The sequence below is a fragment of the Bradyrhizobium genosp. SA-3 genome, from assembly GCF_004212635.1.
Taxonomy (GTDB): Bacteria; Pseudomonadota; Alphaproteobacteria; order Rhizobiales; family Xanthobacteraceae; genus Bradyrhizobium.
In genome coordinates this window covers 1-17,852 of the sequence record NZ_PSRT01000101.1, presented here as the reverse complement: position 1 = coordinate 17,852, position 17,852 = coordinate 1, and the positions used below count along the sequence as shown (strand labels likewise).

The window sequence follows — 17,852 nt, the reverse complement described above, 5'->3', positions numbered from 1 at the left end:
AATGGGCCTCGTGGGATGGAGCGGCCCCGCAAATCTGAACGGGTCGCCTGAGACCATGCAGCCGTGGCTGTCCCGACGAGCGCCGGGAAAATTTCACGACATTGCACTGCGGCAGGGCGGGAACGCTTCCCGCCGCTTGCGTTCTGCCGTTTAATGCGGGGGCGACAAACCCGTTCGCACCAGGTACCCGCCGATGTGGAATCGCCCGAGGTTCGATCTCAAGGTCCGTCTGACGTTGCGCGTGGCCGCCGTATCGGCCGCCTGCTTCGCCGCGATCTCCGCCTATTTCCTTGTTACCGCCGACAGCGCCGCGCATGCACGCATCGACGGTATCGCCGCTATCGTGGCGAAGACATTGGAGCTGCAACAGGGCAAGATCCAGTGGGTGGCCAGCCCGCGCTCCGACTTTCCGAATCTTGACCCGGTTTCGGCCCATGTGATGACGCCCGGCCTGTGTCTTGGATTCCGCAGCGCGAGCGGCGAGATGCTTCAGCGTTTCTGTAGTGGCGCGCCTGCCCCGGCGAGCCCGCCGCCGCAAGCCTTCGCCGCCTTTTATCGCAGCCTGTTCGACCCCGGCCGCGAGGCGGCGCGGCCCGTGATCGTGCGCGGAACGAAGCTCGGCGAGACCGTCGTCTCGGTCGACCCGGCCGTGCAGACGGCGGAGGCCTGGCACGAGGCCGGCCGCCTGATGATCGCGCTTGCGATCGCACTGCCGCTGCTCTGCGCGCTGGTCTATGCCGCACTCGCCCGCGCCCTGCGCCCCACCCGCATGATCGGCAACGGCCTCGAGCGGATTGCCGCTGGTGACCTCACCACACGGCTGCCGCCGTTCGATCTCGCCGAGCTCTCCGCCATCCGCGACGTCTTCAACCATCTCGCCGAAAGCCTCGACACCGCGCTCGCCGAGCGCAGCGAGCTGACGCGGAAGCTGATCGCGCTCCAGGACGAAGAGCGGCGCCATCTCGCGCGCGAGCTGCATGACGAGTTCGGCCAGTCGCTCGCCGCAATCCGCGCGCTTGCCGCATCCGCCCGCCAGACTGCGGCGCAGGACTGCCCCGATTTGCTGGGAGAGTGCGACAGCATTGCCCGGACCGCGACCGGCATGATGGAGACGCTGCGCGGCGCGCTGTTCCGGTTGCGGCCGCCCGATGTCGACGAGCTCGGCCTCGTCGCGAGCCTCGAAGGCCTGGTCTCGGGGTGGAACGGCCGCAGCCGCGGCCAGACCCGCTTCGAAATCCGCTTCGAGGGCGCCTTCGAGAGCGTGCCCGCCTCCGTCAGCGCCAACCTCTATCGCATCGTGCAGGAGGCGCTCACCAACGCGGCCAAGCACGCCGGCGCAACGAAGGTCAGTCTGCATCTGACGATGGCCGAAAGTGAGATCGCGCTCGCGATCGAGGACGACGGCCGGCCGAACGAGGCGGCGGTCAAATCCGGCATGGGCCTGCTCGGCATGCGCGAGCGCGTCGCCGCGCTTCGTGGCCGGCTGAGCTTCGAAACCGGTCCCCATGGCTCGGCATTGCGCGTGGTCATTCCGCTCGCGGCCGCCGATGGGCAGGCGCTGGAGCACGCGGCATGAGCGCGACTGATGCGACCATCTTGCTGGTCGACGATCATTCCGTCGTCCGCGAGGGCTATCGCTCCGTGCTTCAGAAGCAGCCGGGCTTGCGCGTCGTCGCCGAGGCGGCCGACGGTGCGGAAGCCTACCGGCTGTACAAATCCGAGGCGCCCGACCTCGTCATCATGGACCTCAGCATGCCCGGCATCGGCGGCATCGAGGCCGTCAGGCGGATCAGGCAATGGGACAAGGGCGCGCGGATCCTGGTCTTCACCATGCACGAGAATGCCGGCTTTGCCCTGCAGGCGATCCGCGCCGGTGCGAGGGGTTACGTCACCAAGACCAATCCGCCCGAGACGCTGGTGCGCGCGGTGAAGGACGTGCTCGCCGGCAAGATCGCCATCAGCCCCGACATCGACCACGAACTTGCTCTCAGCCGCATCAGCGGCGAGAGCTCGGCCGCCGACGTGCTCACACCGCGCGAGTTCGAGGTGCTGCGGCTGCTGCTCGCCGAGAACACGACGGATGAGATCGCCGAGACCCTGCATGTCAGCCCGAAGACGGTGGCAAACCTGCACTCGCTGATCAAAGACAAGCTCGGCGTCGGCTCCGATATCGAGCTGGTGCGACTGGCGTTGCGCCAGGGACTTTTGACAGAGGTCGATCTCGGCGAGGCCTGACGCTGCGTGGCCGCGGATCATTCGCGTGCGATCACCGAATCCAGCCACGCGCAGTTGAGCGGCGGCACACGCGGGTCGGCGACGCGCACGCCGCGCGCTGCAGCATCGAGTCGCATGTCGCGCAGCCGCCTGCGCTGCTCTTCGGGCATATGGAGCCGCTCGTGACCCCACAGCGACGGGCCGTCAAAGGTCTCGTGCGGCTGCCAGGTCTCGGGATCGATCACGCGTCCGCCCCAGCCATACTCGATGAAGAAGCCGGACGGAGTGTTCACGTAGAACGAAGTCATGTGATCGTTGGTGTGCCGTCCCAGCGTATAGGCAATGCGGCCGTCGTCCATTTGCGCGAGGTCATAGCCTTGCCCGACATCGTCGAGACTGCCGAGCTCGACCATGAAATGGTGCATCGCCTTGCGCCCGGAGCCGACCATCGCAAAGGAGTGGTGGCGGCCGTTGACGTGGAAGAAATAAAGCCCGTAGGGCTTGAGGCCGAAGTCCGAGACATGGAAACCGAGCACGTCGCGATAGAACGGCAACAGCGGCTCGACGTCCTCGACATTGAGCACGACATGTCCCATGCCGAGCGCGCCGGTGCGGAAACCCGAGATCGGTCGGCCCGGCCTAAACGGTTCGGTCGCAAGCTCCGGCTTGCAGAACGCCTCCAACCGGTTGCCGGCGGGATCGGCGAACGTGATCAGCTCGGTGACATGCCGCTCATCAGCCAGTGCGCGTAACCCGCGGACGACCTTGACGCCCTGCCCTTCAAGCCTGCCAGCGAGTTGGTCCAGTTCGGCGGCCGAGGGAACTTCCCACCCCATCACCGCGAGCCCCGCATCGCTGCTGCCATCGACGATCAGGCGCTGCTTGCGGTCGTCCATGCGGAAGGCGCGCATCTTGCCGCCGCGGTCGACCTGCTGCATGCCGAGGAGCCCGGTCGCCATCCGGCTCCACGGGTCGAGCTGGGATGAATTGATCCCGATGTAGCCGAGCGCGGTGATTTCCATCGACGTCCTCCCGAAGGCATCGCATGTGCCGCAGTGCGGCGAACTTGATACCGGCCGCGCGCGATCCTACGGTGAAGTCCCGCAATCGCTTCGCGTTCGCAACGACGATAATCGCGAGACCGTGCGCCACAAGGGAGGAATTACGAAGTGTCCAAGGAGCGGACGCGGAACGGACAGCCCCGTCAGTCGGAAGGCGTTCGTGCCTTCAAGCGCGGGCTGGACGTGCTGCAGGAGGTCAATCGCTCCGGCGGCATCCGCGCCGGCGACGTTGCGCGCGCGCTCGACCTGCCCCGTCCCACCGTCTATCGCCTGCTCGAAACGCTGGAGGAACTCGGCTATGTCGCGCGCAGCGCCAGCGACGACCGTTTTCGTGTGACCCGGCGGGCGCTGAGCCTCGGTGACGGCTATGATCCCGGCGTGGTGATCTGCCAGGCGGCAGCGCCTTATCTCGCCGACCTCAGCAAGACGCTGGTCTGGCCAGTCGATCTCTCCACCTACGAGAACGCCGCGATGGTGGTGCAGGAAACGACCCATTCGCGCAGTCCCCTCTCGATCGACCGCGGCATGATCGGCAAGCGGCTGCCGATGCTGCGCACCTCCGCCGGCCGCGCCTATCTCGCCGCCTGCGCGCCCCGCGAACGTGATCTGATCGTGGCCCATCTGCGCCGCATCGACGACGCCGACGATCGCTATTTCCTCGATGAGTGTCGCTTCACCCGCATGATCGCGGAGACTGCAGGGCGCGGCTATGCCGTTCGCAATGAGGGCGAGTTCAACCCCAAGACGGCCTCGATTGCCGTGCCGATCGTCCGCGGCGACATCGTGTTCGGCTGCATCTCGATCATCTGGATCCGGTCAGCGCTTTCACTCGACGAAGCGATCGCGAGGTTTGTTGCGCCGTTGCGCGAAGCGGCGGCGGCCATCCCGGTCGAATCCTAACGCGGCCGGGATCCGACATGCCGTTGCGGAGCCGAAGCCTCAGCGGATGCATCAAACACGGCGCGGCATTGCGGGCTGAGCTGATCTCGCTGAGCAGCCATGCAATCCCTGATCTGGGCGCGGTCGGGAACATAGGCGGCGCAAAGCCGAAGGGCGTCCCCCATGCAGGCTTGCCGCTGGATGGCCTCGCTCGGTCCGGACTGGGCAAGGGCCGGCGTGATCGTTGCACTCAGCAAAGCAAGAACAAGACGAAATTGCATGGGGGACTCTCACTCTCAGGTTGGACATTTGGCGAGGCTGGCGATGTCATCCAGCCTCATTGCGGAAGATGAAGAAACGTCGCGATGGTCGTCTCGGTCAGCAGATCGCGAGAGGCTTCCGGGTCGATCTCGGGCGCAATCCGATCGATCAGCATCGGAAAAGCAGGCGGCTGGTTCAGCGCAGCATTGAGAAGAGCAAAAAACAACGCCGGATGACGACTGCGAATGATACCTGCTTCAATGCCGGCGGAAAAAAGCTCACGAACCGTGGCATAGGCCGGATGTAGAAGTCGATCCGACACCAGCATGGCCCGCTCCGGCACTTCTGTGGCATGCCGGACGACGAAATCCCTGACGTCTGGATGCGCGGCATAGAAGGCGGCGATCTCACGGATCACGCCGCCAAGCCGTTCACCCAGCGAGCGCGTGGAATCACAAGCAATCTCCCGGACCCCGGCCATGGCGGGCAGTCCGATCGCCACGACTTGATCAAGGCAAGCCTCCCAGAGCGCGGCCTTGTTGCCGAAGTGAACGCGAACCAGGTTGGCACTGACATTGGCAGCCGCAGCGACGCTGCGCAGATCGGCGCCATCGAAACCGTGACAGGCAAAAGCCCGTGTGGCGGCGGCCAAGAGCGCTTGGCGGCCATCCGGCATATCCCTGCTCCGCCGCCCCCGCGGGCGGGACAGCGCAGCGGTCTTCTTCCTGGCCTTCGCCATGTCGCCCTCATATATGTTCATCTGTACATATACATGATTGCCGCCCGTTGCAAGCCCCCCCCCGCGGCTCACCCAGCCGACATGTCGGGCGCGCCTGAGCGCGTGTGTGTCCGCTGGACGGACACTCGGCGCGACGGCGTTGAAGCGGCCACCCGTCTGAGGACAAACATCGCCCCATGCAAAATAACTCCGCCCCCGAAGAGTTTGACGTCGTCATCGTCGGCCGTGGTCCGGTCGGCGCCACGCTTGCCAACCTGCTCGGCCTGTGCGGCGTACGCACGCTGGTGCTCGAGCGAGAGGCACGGACTTATCATTTGCCGCGCGCGGTGCATTTCGACGACGAATGCATGCGCGTGTTCCAGACCATCGGCCTTGCCGACGCCATCCTGCCGCAAACCATCCTCAGCCCCGGGATGCTCTTCCTCGACGCCGATGGCCGCATGCTGCTGGACTGGTCGCGGCCGCAGATGCTCACCCCGATGGGCTGGAATCTGAGCTATCGCTTCCATCAGCCCGATCTGGAGGACGTGCTGATCGGCGGCCTCGCGCGATGGCCGCACGTAACCTTGCGCAATCATTGCGATGTATTCGCACTGGACCAAGATCAGCATGGCGTGCGCATCCGCTACGAGGACCTCTCCAACGGGAGGCTCAGCGAGGTCCGCGCCGGCTACGTGATCGGCTGCGACGGCGCCCGCTCCTTGGTGCGACGCTTCATCGGCTCGGGGATGGACGACCTCGGCTTCCACGAGCGCTGGCTGGTGATCGACGTCCTGCTCAAGCGCGAGCGCGACGATCTCGGCGACTACAGCCTCCAGCATTGCGATCCGCGGCGGCCCGCAACTTACGTGCGCGGCACCGGCACACGGCGGCGCTGGGAGATCACGGTTCTTGCCGATGAGGACTCCCAGGAGGTAGCGCAACCTGCCAAGGTCTGGGAGCTGCTGTCGCGCTGGATCACGCCGGATGATGCCGCGATCGAGCGCGCCGCGGTCTACACGTTTCATTCCGTCATCGCGCAGCGATGGCGCAGCGCTCGACTGCTGCTCGCCGGCGATTCCGCGCATCAGACACCGCCCTTCCTGGGCCAGGGCATGTGCGCCGGAATCCGCGATGCTGCAAACCTCGCCTGGAAGCTCAGCGCAATCATCCGTGGCGGCGCTGCAGCTGACCTCCTCGACACCTATCAGAGCGAACGCCAGCCGCATGTGCGCGAGTTCATTGAGCTCGCCATTCGCCTCGGCGGGGTCATCAACACCAAGGCGATCGAAGCCGGCCTTGCCGCAGGCAAAGCACGCGAGAATGCGCCGGTCAGGCTCGAGGTGAAGAAGCCGCTGCTCGGCCCCGGCCTTGCGCTCGGCGACCTGCCTCTCACCGGACACCTCGCGCCGCAGTTCACCTTGAGCGACGGCGGCCGCAGCGACGACCAGGTCGGCTACAGCCATGTGCTCCTCGTCGCGAGCGCGGCCACGTTGTCGTCACGTCCCAGTCTTTCGCAGGCAGGGATCAAGATCCTGACCAGCGACGATGCCGAAGGTGTCGGACCCTGGCTTCGCGAGCACGGCATCACGGCCGCGCTCGTTCGGCCCGACCGTTATGTGCGCGGCACCGCCCGCAACGATGCCGAGCTCGACCGGCTTATCGCCGCCATCACGCCTCCAACCCACGTGCCGTCCGCGGCCTGACCGAACTCTTCAAGGACACTTCATGAAGCTGCTTTCATTTCTCGCCGATGGTCGCGCCTCCTTCGGCGCCGTCAAGGACGGCGGCGTCGTCGATCTCGGTGCGCGCATGGCCGGCGACGGCTGCACCACGCTGCGCCGGCTGCTCGAAAAGGGCCATCTCGCCGAGGCCGCGATTCTCGCCGGCTCCGCTACGCCGGATCATGCGCTCGATAAGATCAGCTTCGCACCCGTCATCCCCGATCCCGGCAAGATCATCTGCGTCGGCCTGAACTATCGTGACCACGTCGCCGAGACCGGCCGCACCGTCACCGAGAAGCCGGCGCTGTTCGTCCGATTTCCCTGCAGCCAGGTCGGGCATCTCCAGCCCATTGTGAAGCCGAAGGTCAGCGACGATTTCGACTATGAAGGGGAGCTCGCGCTCGTCATCGGCAAGAAAGGCCGCCACATCCCGGCGAGTAGCGCGCTCGACCATATCGCGGGCTATTCCTGCTACAACGAAGGCAGCGTCCGCGACTGGCAGCGCCACACCAGCCAATTCCTGTCAGGCAAGACCTTTGCCGAGAGCGGCAGTTTTGGGCCTTGGCTGGTGACTGCGGACGAGATCCCCGATCCGTCGAAGCTCTCCTTGCAGACGCGGCTGAACGGCAATGTCGTGCAGGACACCACCACCGATCTCCTGATCACCGCCATCCCCGAGCTGATCGCCTATATCTCGACGATCTGCCCGCTCGCGCCCGGCGACGTCGTCGTCACGGGCACGCCCGGTGGCGTCGGCGCCAAGCGCACGCCGCCGCTGTGGATGCGCCCCGGCGACACCGTCGAGGTCGAGATCTCCGGCATCGGAATCTTGCGCAACAACGTCATCGCCGAACCGGCTTGACCGCCAGCACCATCGATCAACGATAAATCAGGAAACGCCATGGCCACAATCCGCACGACCTCCACCGCCATCCTGCTGTCCGCGCTGGCGCTTGCAGGCGCCACCGCGCGCGCCGAGATCAAGGGCGATGCGATCCGCATCGGCGTCCTTACCGACATGAACGGCATCTTCGCAACCGCCATGGGTCCCGGCTCGGTCGAGGCGGCGCGGATGGCCGCGGAGGAGTTCGGTGGCAAGATCAACGGCAAGCCGATCGAGATCTTGCAGGCCGATCACCAGAATAAGCCGGACCTCGCCGCCTCCCTCGCGCGAAAGTGGTTCAGCGACGGCTTGCAGGCGATCGCCGACGGTGGCAGCTCCGGCGCCGCACTCGCGGTGCAGGAGCTGGTGCGCAGCAACGGCAAGATCTTTCTCGTCTCCGGCGCCGGCGCTAACCAGCTGACCGATGAAGCCTGCGCGCCGACCAGCGTGCAATGGACCCAGGACGCCTATTCCACGGCGACCGCAGTCGTCTCCGGTATCATGCAGACCAGCCAGGAGCCGTGGTTCTTCATCACCGGCGACTACGCTTTTGGCCATTCGATCGAGGCGACCGCGCGCGACCGCATTGCTGCGCTTGGCGGCAAGGTCGCCGGCAGCGTCAAGGCGCAGCTCGGTACGCCCGACTACAGCTCGTTCCTGCTGCAGGCGCAGTCTTCGGGCGCAAAGATCCTCGCGATCAACGTCGCCGGCGACAACGCCACCGCGATCAAGCAGGCCGAGGAATTCGGGCTCGCCAGCCAAGGCATGAAAATCGTGCCGATGTCGTTTCAGAACGTCGACATCGAGGCGGTCGGGCTCAAGGCCACGCGCGGCGATCTCATCGTCACCTCTTTCTTCGAGGACGTCTCGCCCGCCGCCCGGAAGTTCTCCGATGCGTTCTATGCGCGCAGGAAAGCAATGCCCTCGCAGATCCAGGCCGGCGTCTATTCCGCCGTACGCCACTATCTGCAAGCCGTGAAAGACACCGACTCGGACGACAGCGCCACCGTGATGGCCAAGATGAAGGCGACGCCGGTGTCGGATGCCTACACCCCCAACGGCCGTATCCGCGAGGACCAGCGCATGGTGCACGATCTCTATCTGGTGCAGGTCAAGACGCCGGAGGAATCCAGGGGGCCCTGGGATTTCGTCAAGCAGGTCGCAACGATCCCGCCGGACCAGGCCTTCCGTCCGCTCGACCGCAGCAAGTGCCGCCTGGTCAGCAAGTAACCGTCAGGCGAGGTAGCGCGTGAGATAGCCTTCCATGGCGTAGAGCGCGCAGAGCGCGAGGCTGGACCACACCGCGGCGCTGAAATACAGGAACATCCAGGTCAGCTCGCCCTTCCAATGCGCGATGTCGTGGGTCACGACCCAGCGCGTCGCGACGTCGTGCAGGCCTTCGAGGAAGCCCAAGAACCTGCCGCCTTCGGCGTGCCCTGCCCGCCAGCGGCTGAGATACATCGGCACGTCGACGGTGACGAGGAAGGCGAGGAAGCAGGCAATGCCGACGATTCCGGCGATCAGCGCCCAGCGCACCGGCCCCTGGAATTCCGGCATCAGCCGGCACAGCGCGATGCCGGCGAGGAAGAAGGTCACCGCCCACAGCGAGTTCTCGATCGCATTGTAGAGGAAGTTGGTGGTCACCACCGCGTACCAGGAGAAGCACTCCGCGATGATGATGATCGGCACGATCACAAGCGCGATGTTCACCGCGGTCTCCGCACCGGTCATGTTTCCGAGCTGATGCAGGATGATCGCCCATTGCGCGGCAAAGCAGACTTCGGCGACGGTCGCGACCGTGCGGCCGACGAACACGCTCGACAGCCAGGTATCGAACAGGCAGATGCGCTGCACATCGGCGCGCGGCAGCACCGAGCGGAAGGCGCAGCCGAACACATAGGCCGCGCACAGCAGGAACATCAGGCCGATATCCGAGCCGCCACTGACGCTGCCCGCAACGGTCGGGTAGAACTCGCGGTACAGCATGAACCAGACGAGGATGTTGGCAGCGCTGACCAGCGTCAGGGACCCCCACCACCACGCGAGGGGATTTGACCGTGCCTGCCACTGCAACATGAATCGCTCCGCTGTAATCGATGTGACATGTGTTCGTAATAATCCTGTCACAAGACGCCATGGAATCACGACAACAATCTGTGTGCGGGGGGCGCTTTCCGCGCATCTTTGGCCCAGGTCAGGGCGTCCGCATAGTGGACGATAACCGCTCATTCTGCGAATTTATTGGACAACAGGTCTGTTCGGGTTCATTAAATCCGAATGGCCCGAACCGCCTCCAAACCGACCCTCGCCTCCTCGACCGCCGCCGCCGTGCTGGCTTCGAGCACCGATGACGCAGCGTTCGCGACGACGCTCGCGAAAGGCCTTGTGGTGCTCGAGGCTTTCAAGGCTGGGACGACGCCGCTCGGCAACATGGAGCTGTCGACGCTGACCGGGATTCCGCGGCCGACGGTGGCGCGGTTGACGCACACGCTGGCCGAGCTCGGCTATCTCCGCTACGACGCCGAGCGCGCGAAATATCGCGTCGGAGCGCGGGCGCTGCGCATGGCGCATCCGCTGCTCGCCGACATGCAGTTTCGCCAGGTGGCGCGGCCCATGATGCAGGAGCTCGCGCAGAGTGTCCGCGGCACGGTGTCGATCGGGCTGCTCGATGCGACCTCGATGATCTATGTCGAAACCGCGCGCTCCGGCGACGTCGGCCCGCACGTCCCCGACATCGGCATGCCCATTCCCGTCGCGATGACCGCGATGGGCCGCGCTGCGGCGGCAACCTTGCCGCCGGCGGATGCAGACCGGCTCGAACGACAGATCGCAGCCGAAGACGCCGCACTGTGGTCCGCCTTCCGCGACAAATACCGGGCCGGAATCGCGCAATGTGCAAGCCGCGGCTTCTGCACCTGCTGGGGCGAGTACATCGCCTCGATCCACGCGGTCGCCGCGCCGCTGTTTCACGCGCGCGAAGCGAAGCAGTCGTTCTCGATCAATTGTGGCATCCCCGCATTCCGGCTCCAGCCGGGCCAGCTGGAGGGCGAGATCGGACCGCGCATCGCCGCCCTCGCCGACAGCATCCGCGCCATCGTCAAGGCGGCGGAGCCGGCAGCCGAGACACACAAACAAAACAAGAAGGGCGCCAGGACATGAACAAGCAAGCTGGCGCCCCACGTCCGGGAGGCCATCATGACCATCACACGCCGAACATTGCTGGGCGCCCTTGCCGCATCCCTGTCGGGCCCGCCATTTTCCGCACGCGCTGAGGAGGCCTGGCCGTCACGCCTGGTGCGGCTGATCTCACCCTACGGACCCGGCGGCTCCAACGACATCTCGCTGCGCCTCCTGGCGGAGGAGCTCGGCCGCAGCCTGCATCAGCAGTTCATCGTCGAGAACAAGCCGGGTGCCGGCACGCGCATCGCCAACGATATGGTCGCGCATGCGCCGGGCGACGGCTACACCCTGCTCTATGTCGCCGCCCCCTATGCCACCGCCGAAGCGCTGTTCGGCAAGCTGACCTACGAGCGAAAGGATCTGCAACCCGTGGCGATGGCGGTGATCGCGCCGCTGTTCTTGATCATCAGCGCGGACGCGCCGTTCAAGACGCTGCCGGAGATGATCGCCTATGGCAAATCGAAGCCCGACGGTCTCACCTTCGCTTCGCCCGGCGCCGGTTCGCAGCCGCACATTGCCGGCGAGCTCCTATTCCGGGACGCCGGCGTCAAGGGCCTCAACATCCCGTTCCGCGGCGACGCCGCTTCCTACACCGAGCTGCTCGCCGGCCGCGTCGACGCCACGCTGACGGCGCTGCCGACCGCCCTGCCCTACATCCAGAGCGGCAAGTTCATCGTGCTCGGCGTCGCCTCGCCCGAGCGCAGCGCGCTCTACCCGCAGGCGCCGACCTTGCACGAACAGGGTTTTCCCAACGTGGCCGCCGCCGGCTGGTACGGCTTCATGGCGCCATCGACGACACCACGCGTGATCGTCGACAAGCTCCAGGCCGAGGTGCTGCGCGCGCTCGCCGAACCCGCAATCAAGGACAAGCTGACCGCGCAGGGCCTCGAAGTGCGCCCCGGCACCGCGGTCGAGTTTGGCCAATTCATCGACAACGAGACGCAGAAATGGACCAAGCTGATCCGCGACGCCGGCCTCAAGGGCGAATGACGATCGATGCGGCGCTCAGCGCCCTCCGGCACGGCGGCCGCCGCTGCGGATGAAGTCGTCGGATTCGTCGACGTGGTGCTGATATTCGGAGATCGCGCGATTGGCCATGCGGATCCGGTTCGTCTGCCCCTCCTCCACCATCACGGCGATACGCTGCGCCAGGAACACGCAGGCCTCGAATTCGTCGCGGATGGAGTCCGTGCGCGCGAGAAAGTCCCAGGCAATGTCGTAGGCTTGCTCGGCGGCAGGGTTGCGGTAGTCGCTGAAGATAATGTGCGTCATCATCGGCAAAGCCGGAGGGCCATTATCGTTCCTACCGGGCGGGCGCACGACCTGCTCCGGGACCGGTGTTCCGATTTTCGGACCGGGCGATTCGACGAGATCGCCGCGCCTTCACATCGACGAGCGTAGGAACGGTTGGCAATGCGCGTGATTGGTCCGCATGCGCAACGAGACGACCCCACCGTCCGGCGGCTCGCCGCGTCGTTAGCGGGAGCAACGATCAGACTCCTTCGAAAGTCGATACGACCAAGTGGCGCGCGCATGAGTGCGGCCTCGGCGCTCCTCTGCGCCGGAGCCGCACTCGTTTTTTTGAACGGCTGAGGGATGAACTTAGAACGCGTTCAAGTGGCCGCGAGAAATCTTTGGGAACGCGATCTCACCCCTTCATCCCCGCCACATACGCCGCCAGCTTGTCCAGCGTCTGGTAACCGTATTCGACGGCGCCGAATCCGATCATGCCATCGCGCTGCTCGGTGCTCGAGGCCAGCTGGCGCATCATCAGCACGGTCTTGCCGTTGCTCTGCTCGGCAAAGGTGACGGTGAAGCGGAACATGCCGGGATCCTCGTCCTGGTCGACGCCGTGATCCATCTCCATCAGAGACGGCCGCTCGATGCGGCGGAAGCGCATGCGGTTCGGATAGACCGTGCCGTCGGGGCCGATCATGTTGAAGCGCCAGACGCCGCCGACGCGGACGTCGATCTCGAAGGTCTCGACCTTGAACCCCTTCGGTCCGAACCATTGCGGCAGATGCTTCGGGTCGGACCAGGCCTCGAACACCAGTTCGCGCGGCGCGTCGATCACGCGCGACATCACGATCTCGCGGTCGAGCGACCATTGCGACAAGGCAGCATTGGCAGAATTCGTCATCACTCAGAACCTTTCCGTTTGGTTGTTCGGGACGGACGCTTGGCGGCCGCCCTCTCCTTCTCTTTCTTGAGCTTCATCACGTAGGCTTCGAACCGGTCGAGCCGCGCCTCCCAGATCGCACGCTGCTGCTGGAACCAGTCTTCCGCGCTGAGGAGCGCATTCGGGCTGAGACGGCAGGTGCGCACGCGGCCGGATTTCTCCGACAGCACGAGCCCGCTCGTCTCCAGCACATGGATGTGTTTCATGAAGCTCGGCAGCGCCATGTCGAAGGGATCGGCGAGCTCGCCGACCGATGCCTCGCCCGCGCAGAGCCGCATCACGATCGCCCGCCGCGTGGGATCGGCGAGCGCGGAAAAAACCTGGTCGAGCCGGGACAATTGGTTAGCCATGAAGCTAACTATAGCGCTGCCGCCATCCGGCGTCAACAATTGTTAGCTCACAGGCTAAGTGATTTTGTCGCGAGTCCCACACGGGGAACCCACAACGCGCAATCGTGAATTGGGGCGCGCGCTCGTTCACGTTAAGAGGGCTCGGGGGCGCATCATATCTTGCGTCAGAGCCGTGCCGCCTGTTGTCACCTCATCGCACCTCACCCGGCGGGCGCTTTGCCGGGCAGCGCTCGTTCCATTCGCCTTTGCCTGGCCCCGGCGCACCTGGGCGGATTCCGACATGATCGCGCAGATGCGCGACATCGTCGCGAATGAGCTGGCGGCAACCGCGACGCCGGACCATGCGGGCCGCCATGTCGAGTTCTTCACTTACGGTTTTGCGGATGACGCCGCCAAACGGCCGGTGACGCCGGACACGCTGTTCAATCTCGCCTCGTTGCGAAAACCTTTCGAGGCGACGCTCGTGGCGCTCGGCGCGCTACGCGGCGAGCTGCGGCTCGACGACCCCCTGCCGAAATACCTGCCCGAGCTAAACGGCGACTACATCCGCGGCGTCACCGTCGGCGAGCTCGCCACGCATACCTCGGGGCTGTTGCTGCCGACCGATCATCCGCCCTGGCCTGACGAGCAGTTTACGCGCGACCAGTTCATCGCCATGCTGAACACCTTCGCGCCGCCGCCCGGCGTCGCACCCGGCCGGCAGCGCATCTACACCCATACCGGCTACGTGCTGCTTCAGCTCGTGCTCGAGCGCCGTTACGGCGCTCCGATCGCGCCCCTGTTCGAACAGCGCATCCTTGGGCCGCTCGGCATGACCGCGACCTGCGTCCCCGAGCGCGGCGAAGACAACCGCGCCGCCATGGACGAGGCCTGGATGCGGCGCGTGGTCCAGGGCTATTCGGATCAGGGCATGGCGATCGGCCCGATCGGCAACCAGCAGAGCTATTTTGACTTTTCCGGCACCGGCCAGATGTTCTCTTCGGTACGGGATCTCGCGAGCTTCCTTGCTGCCTGCGTCGATGGCCGCTCGGTCGATCCGCATCTGCGCGAGGCGTTGCGGATGACGCAGCATGAGTCCTTCCGCGTCGATGAGAAGTTCGGACAGGGCATGGCCTGGGAGAGCGTGCATCTCCCCGGAGTCACCGTAGTGGACAAGCCGGGCGGCCTCAACAACGCATCCGGCTATATCGGCCTCGTGCCGGCCCGGCGGCTCGGCATCGTCCTGCTCGCCAATCGCGGCGAATATCCGCACGAGATCGCGCGCTACAAGATATTGCCGGAACTGGCACGGCTCGTCGCCTCACATTGAGGTGCCGCTCAAACCGAGCGCGTCAGCCCGCCGTCGACGCGGATGTTCTGGCCGGTGATGTAGGCCGCGCCGTCGGATGCCAGGAACGAGACCGTCGACGCGATCTCCTCGACCTTGCCGTAACGCTTCATCGGCACGCTGTCGCGACGCGCGTCTAGCTGCGGCAGGCTGTCGATCCAGCCCGGCAGCACGTTGTTCATGCGGACATTGTCCGCGGCGTAGGTGTCGGTGAAGATTTTCGTGAAGGCGGCAAGGCCCGCCCGGAACACCGCCGAGGTCGGAAACATCGCGCTCGGCTCGAACGCCCAGGCGGTCGAGATGTTGATGATGGCGCCGCTCTTCTGCGCCTGCATCACCGGCGTGACCAGCCGGGTGGGACGGATCACGTTGAGCAGATACGTATCGAGGCCGGTATGCCATTGCTCGTCGGTGATCTCAGTGATCGGCGCGCGCGGCCCGTGGCCCGCGCTGTTGACGAGCACGTCGATGCGTCCCCATTTGGCGAGCGCGCCGTCGACCAAGCGCTTCAGATCGTCATTGGATTTGTTCGAACCGGTGACGCCGAAGCCGCCGAGCTCGGCAGCCAGGGCCTCGCCCTTTCCGGAAGACGACAGGATCGCGACGCGAAACCCGTCTGCTGCCAGCCGCCGTGCGGCCCCCGCGCCCATGCCGCTGCCGCCCGCGGTGACGAGTGCAACCTTCTCCGCCATGACCGATCATCCTCTGTGATATCGTTGAGGCGAGCCACAGGCCCGGCCTATCATGAGGCCTTCTACCGCCAGATCCGCCGGCAGGTCCACCGTCGAGAGCATCCGTCATGAGCGATTTGCAGATCCGCAATTTGCGTCCCGAGGAGATCGCCGTCGCCATCGACTGGGCCGCGGCGGAGGGGTGGAATCCGGGCCTGGCCGATGCGGCCTGTTTCGCGATCCCCGATGCGCAAGGCTTCTTCGTCGGCGAGATCGACGGCGAGCCGGTCGCGACCGTCTCCTGCGTCAATTACGATGACCGCTTCGCCTTCCTCGGCTTTTACATCGTGCGCACAGACTTTCGCGGCAGCGGCCACGGCCTGCGCATCTGGAACGCGGCGATCGCGCATGCGGGCGCCCGCGTGATCGGGCTCGATGGCGTGGTCGCACAGCAGGACAATTACAGGAAATCGGGCTTCCAGCTTGCCTACGCCAATATCCGCTATGGCGGCATCGTGACCGCACCACCGAAACCGCCCGCCGAGGTCGTCGCCCTCGACAAGATCCCGTTTGCACGTGTTGAAGCCGATGACGCCACCGTCTTCCCTGCCCCGCGCAGCGCCTTCCTGCGCGCCTGGATCAACACATCGGGCCATGTCGGCCGCGCGCTGCTGCGCGACGGCGAGCTCGCCGCATGGGGCGTGATACGTCCGTGCCGGACGGGCCACAAGATCGGCCCGCTCGTCGCCGACGATCGCGCGGCGGCGGAAGCGATCGTGCAAGCTTTGCTGGCGAACGCAGACGGCGGCGAGGTCTTCCTCGATGTCCCCGCCGTCAATCGCGAGGCCATCGCGCTCGCGGGCGAGCTCGGGCTCAAACCGGTGTTCGAGACGGCACGGATGTACACCGGGCCGATCCCGCCGCTGCGCATCGACCGCGTCTTCGGCGTGACCAGCTTCGAGCTGGGTTAGAGCATGATCCGGAAAAGTGTGCAGCGGTTTTCCGAAAAGATCATGCTCAAACAATAACCTAAAGCGCGATGACGATTCATCCTAATCTCATCGCGCTTTAGCTCAGTAGCAGCGCATGATGTTGACGGTGTGCTCGCCGCCGCCGCGGCCGGGCACCGTCACCTGCTCCGTCGGGCAGCTCGGTACATAGGGCCGGTCGGAGGGCACGACGTTCGGCGGGAAGCGATGCGCCCAATCCCAGGGAACGTCGTACGTATAGGTGTAGCGCACGTCGCTGGAGAGCGGCTGCGCCGCCTCGCCGAAAGGCTGGCTGTACGTCGCGCCATCGTACAAGAACCCGCCCCCGCCGGGCCAGTAGACCCAGGGATGGCTCCGCCGGTGGAACCGGGCTCCCGGCCCGATCGGCGCACGCGCCATTGCGCCTGACGGAGCGGCGGTGACGCCATGCGGCGCGGCGCCGCCGGTTCTGGCAAAGCTGTCGCTGGGGCTAAGGAGCAGCGCGGCTGCGCTGAGCGAGGCGAATAGCGCCCCTTGTGATGTCGACATCATGATACGCACCAACTCGTTTGGCTTCGCGGGTAGCGGCTCCCCACCGCACGCTAGGCCGCGCTGTCGCACGCCCGCAAACGTATAATTAATTATTGGTTAAGGCACGGGATTAACGGGGAACATGGTGCGGCAGAACGCCCGGAATTCTCGTCCCGTTTCAGCCACTTCGTTCCGCGGCACGCGATTCATAACCAGTTGATCGGAGTTGATCGCTCCCGGCCAATACGTCCGGAACGCTCCCGCATTGCAACCGTTGGCCCCCGACACAAGCAAGGAGCATCTCGAATGCAGAACAAGTCAAAACTCCTCTGCCTGGTCACGGCATCGCTCGTCGCAGGCGCGACAGCCGCATCGGCGCAGGGCTACGATTGGAACGGGCCGCGCGTGGGTTGGGACGCGCCTGCCTACGAACCGGTTCAGCCGCGCGCGTACTATCCTGACGTCGCCGGACCGTATGGCGCGTACTACGGCACTCGCCATCCGACCCCGAGTTCGACGCAGGGCGATGTCGGCCCTGACGGCAACAACAACGGCACGCTGACCGGCGGCTATCGCTGGTAGCGACCGCGCTTCATTTGCACGACCTGCCGCTTTCATCGAGCGGCGGGTCGTTCTTTGCGGCATGGATGCCTTCCCGCCCCTCGGGCTACAAGATGTCGCGTTGCCTGACGGGCAAAACACGCGATCCGTGGGTCAATGCGGGTCGTCCAAAATATTCTACTTTACCGAAATTCGGAAACGGCGTATGTGTCGCCGCAACCCGACCCAAGGAAGAGGGCGTATCGCGATCGTCACGAACGCGGGCCGGGCGGCGGTGGACGTGGACCACACCGGCGCGAAAGGCTTCGCAGGGCGGGCAACCGTGAGCGAGGCCGTCACGCCAAA

At 65.4% G+C, this 17,852-nt stretch carries 19 protein-coding genes; 11 read left to right on the top strand and 8 right to left on the bottom strand.

From position 1 onward, the window contains the following. Positions 1–193: 193 nt before the first annotated feature. Positions 194–1,576: a sensor histidine kinase gene (locus tag CWO91_RS29430; RefSeq protein WP_130218576.1), complete on the top strand. Its 1,383-nt coding sequence runs from the start codon at positions 194–196 to the stop codon at positions 1,574–1,576. Continuing rightward, positions 1,573–2,235, top strand: a complete 663-nt coding sequence (locus CWO91_RS29425) for a response regulator (protein ID WP_130218574.1) — start codon at positions 1,573–1,575, stop codon at positions 2,233–2,235. Before CWO91_RS29430 ends, CWO91_RS29425 begins: the two co-directional genes overlap by 4 nt. Positions 2,236–2,252: 17 nt before the next feature. Here the strand turns inward: CWO91_RS29425 and CWO91_RS29420 are convergent, their stop codons facing one another. Next, positions 2,253–3,236, bottom strand: coding sequence for a VOC family protein (locus CWO91_RS29420; RefSeq protein ID WP_165405792.1), 984 nt, complete (start codon positions 3,234–3,236; stop codon positions 2,253–2,255). A gap of 147 nt (positions 3,237–3,383) precedes the next feature. On the opposite strand from CWO91_RS29420, the gene CWO91_RS29415 reads away from it, so the two are divergent. Further along, positions 3,384–4,175 carry a DNA-binding transcriptional regulator gene (locus CWO91_RS29415; protein ID WP_130218572.1) on the top strand — a complete coding sequence of 264 codons (792 nt, stop codon included), beginning with the start codon at positions 3,384–3,386 and terminating at the stop codon, positions 4,173–4,175. A 316-nt stretch (positions 4,176–4,491) separates the two neighbouring features. Here CWO91_RS29415 and CWO91_RS29405 read toward each other — a convergent pair whose 3' ends face one another. Further along, complete coding sequence (locus CWO91_RS29405) at positions 4,492–5,154, bottom strand: TetR/AcrR family transcriptional regulator (RefSeq protein WP_245471421.1); 663 nt, start codon at positions 5,152–5,154, stop codon at positions 4,492–4,494. Positions 5,155–5,330: 176 nt separating this feature from the next. On the opposite strand from CWO91_RS29405, the gene CWO91_RS29400 reads away from it, so the two are divergent. The 3 genes from CWO91_RS29400 to CWO91_RS29390 are packed head-to-tail and all read left to right on the top strand — an operon-like array spanning position 5,331 to position 8,970. Further along, positions 5,331–6,839, top strand: a complete 1,509-nt coding sequence (locus CWO91_RS29400; RefSeq protein ID WP_130218568.1) for a bifunctional 3-(3-hydroxy-phenyl)propionate/3-hydroxycinnamic acid hydroxylase — start codon at positions 5,331–5,333, stop codon at positions 6,837–6,839. Between the two features lie 22 nt (positions 6,840–6,861). Continuing rightward, positions 6,862–7,719, top strand: coding sequence for a fumarylacetoacetate hydrolase family protein (locus CWO91_RS29395; RefSeq protein WP_130218566.1), 858 nt, complete (start codon positions 6,862–6,864; stop codon positions 7,717–7,719). A 39-nt stretch (positions 7,720–7,758) separates the two neighbouring features. Further along, positions 7,759–8,970, top strand: coding sequence for an ABC transporter substrate-binding protein (locus tag CWO91_RS29390; protein ID WP_130218564.1), 1,212 nt, complete (start codon positions 7,759–7,761; stop codon positions 8,968–8,970). 3 nt (positions 8,971–8,973) lie between these two features. Here the strand turns inward: CWO91_RS29390 and CWO91_RS29385 are convergent, their stop codons facing one another. Further along, on the bottom strand, positions 8,974–9,816 hold the full coding sequence (locus CWO91_RS29385) for a hypothetical protein (RefSeq protein WP_165405791.1): 843 nt from the start codon (positions 9,814–9,816) through the stop codon (positions 8,974–8,976). A gap of 201 nt (positions 9,817–10,017) precedes the next feature. Here CWO91_RS29385 and CWO91_RS29380 point away from each other — a divergent pair, with 201 nt between their 5' ends. Next, complete coding sequence (locus CWO91_RS29380) at positions 10,018–10,899, top strand: IclR family transcriptional regulator (RefSeq protein WP_130218562.1); 882 nt, start codon at positions 10,018–10,020, stop codon at positions 10,897–10,899. Positions 10,900–10,935: 36 nt separating this feature from the next. Then, positions 10,936–11,910 carry a Bug family tripartite tricarboxylate transporter substrate binding protein gene (locus CWO91_RS29375; RefSeq protein WP_130218560.1) on the top strand — a complete coding sequence of 325 codons (975 nt, stop codon included), beginning with the start codon at positions 10,936–10,938 and terminating at the stop codon, positions 11,908–11,910. Between the two features lie 15 nt (positions 11,911–11,925). Here CWO91_RS29375 and CWO91_RS29370 read toward each other — a convergent pair whose 3' ends face one another. The 3 genes from CWO91_RS29370 to CWO91_RS29360 all read right to left on the bottom strand — a co-directional run bounded on the left by CWO91_RS29370 (position 11,926) and on the right by CWO91_RS29360 (position 13,449). Next, positions 11,926–12,192 carry a hypothetical protein gene (locus tag CWO91_RS29370; protein WP_130218597.1) on the bottom strand — a complete coding sequence of 89 codons (267 nt, stop codon included), beginning with the start codon at positions 12,190–12,192 and terminating at the stop codon, positions 11,926–11,928. 376 nt (positions 12,193–12,568) lie between these two features. After that, positions 12,569–13,060, bottom strand: a complete 492-nt coding sequence (locus tag CWO91_RS29365) for an SRPBCC family protein (RefSeq protein WP_165405790.1) — start codon at positions 13,058–13,060, stop codon at positions 12,569–12,571. After that, a complete protein-coding gene (locus tag CWO91_RS29360; protein WP_091889742.1) occupies positions 13,060–13,449 on the bottom strand; it encodes an ArsR/SmtB family transcription factor in 390 nt (129 codons plus the stop codon). Before CWO91_RS29360 ends, CWO91_RS29365 begins: the two co-directional genes overlap by 1 nt. 280 nt (positions 13,450–13,729) lie before the next feature. Between CWO91_RS29360 and CWO91_RS29355 the strand changes: the two genes are divergently transcribed. Further along, positions 13,730–14,758, top strand: coding sequence for a serine hydrolase (locus tag CWO91_RS29355; protein ID WP_165405789.1), 1,029 nt, complete (start codon positions 13,730–13,732; stop codon positions 14,756–14,758). An 8-nt stretch (positions 14,759–14,766) separates the two neighbouring features. Here the strand turns inward: CWO91_RS29355 and CWO91_RS29350 are convergent, their stop codons facing one another. Further along, positions 14,767–15,468, bottom strand: coding sequence for an SDR family oxidoreductase (locus CWO91_RS29350; protein ID WP_130218554.1), 702 nt, complete (start codon positions 15,466–15,468; stop codon positions 14,767–14,769). A gap of 107 nt (positions 15,469–15,575) precedes the next feature. Here CWO91_RS29350 and CWO91_RS29345 point away from each other — a divergent pair, with 107 nt between their 5' ends. Next, on the top strand, positions 15,576–16,418 hold the full coding sequence (locus CWO91_RS29345; protein ID WP_130218552.1) for a GNAT family N-acetyltransferase: 843 nt from the start codon (positions 15,576–15,578) through the stop codon (positions 16,416–16,418). 102 nt (positions 16,419–16,520) lie between these two features. Here the strand turns inward: CWO91_RS29345 and CWO91_RS29340 are convergent, their stop codons facing one another. After that, positions 16,521–16,967 (bottom strand): hypothetical protein, encoded by a 447-nt coding sequence (locus tag CWO91_RS29340; RefSeq protein ID WP_165405788.1) that lies wholly within the window; start codon positions 16,965–16,967, stop codon positions 16,521–16,523. A gap of 285 nt (positions 16,968–17,252) precedes the next feature. Here CWO91_RS29340 and CWO91_RS29335 point away from each other — a divergent pair, with 285 nt between their 5' ends. Continuing rightward, positions 17,253–17,528, top strand: coding sequence for a hypothetical protein (locus CWO91_RS29335; protein ID WP_130218550.1), 276 nt, complete (start codon positions 17,253–17,255; stop codon positions 17,526–17,528). Positions 17,529–17,852: the final 324 nt, after the last annotated feature.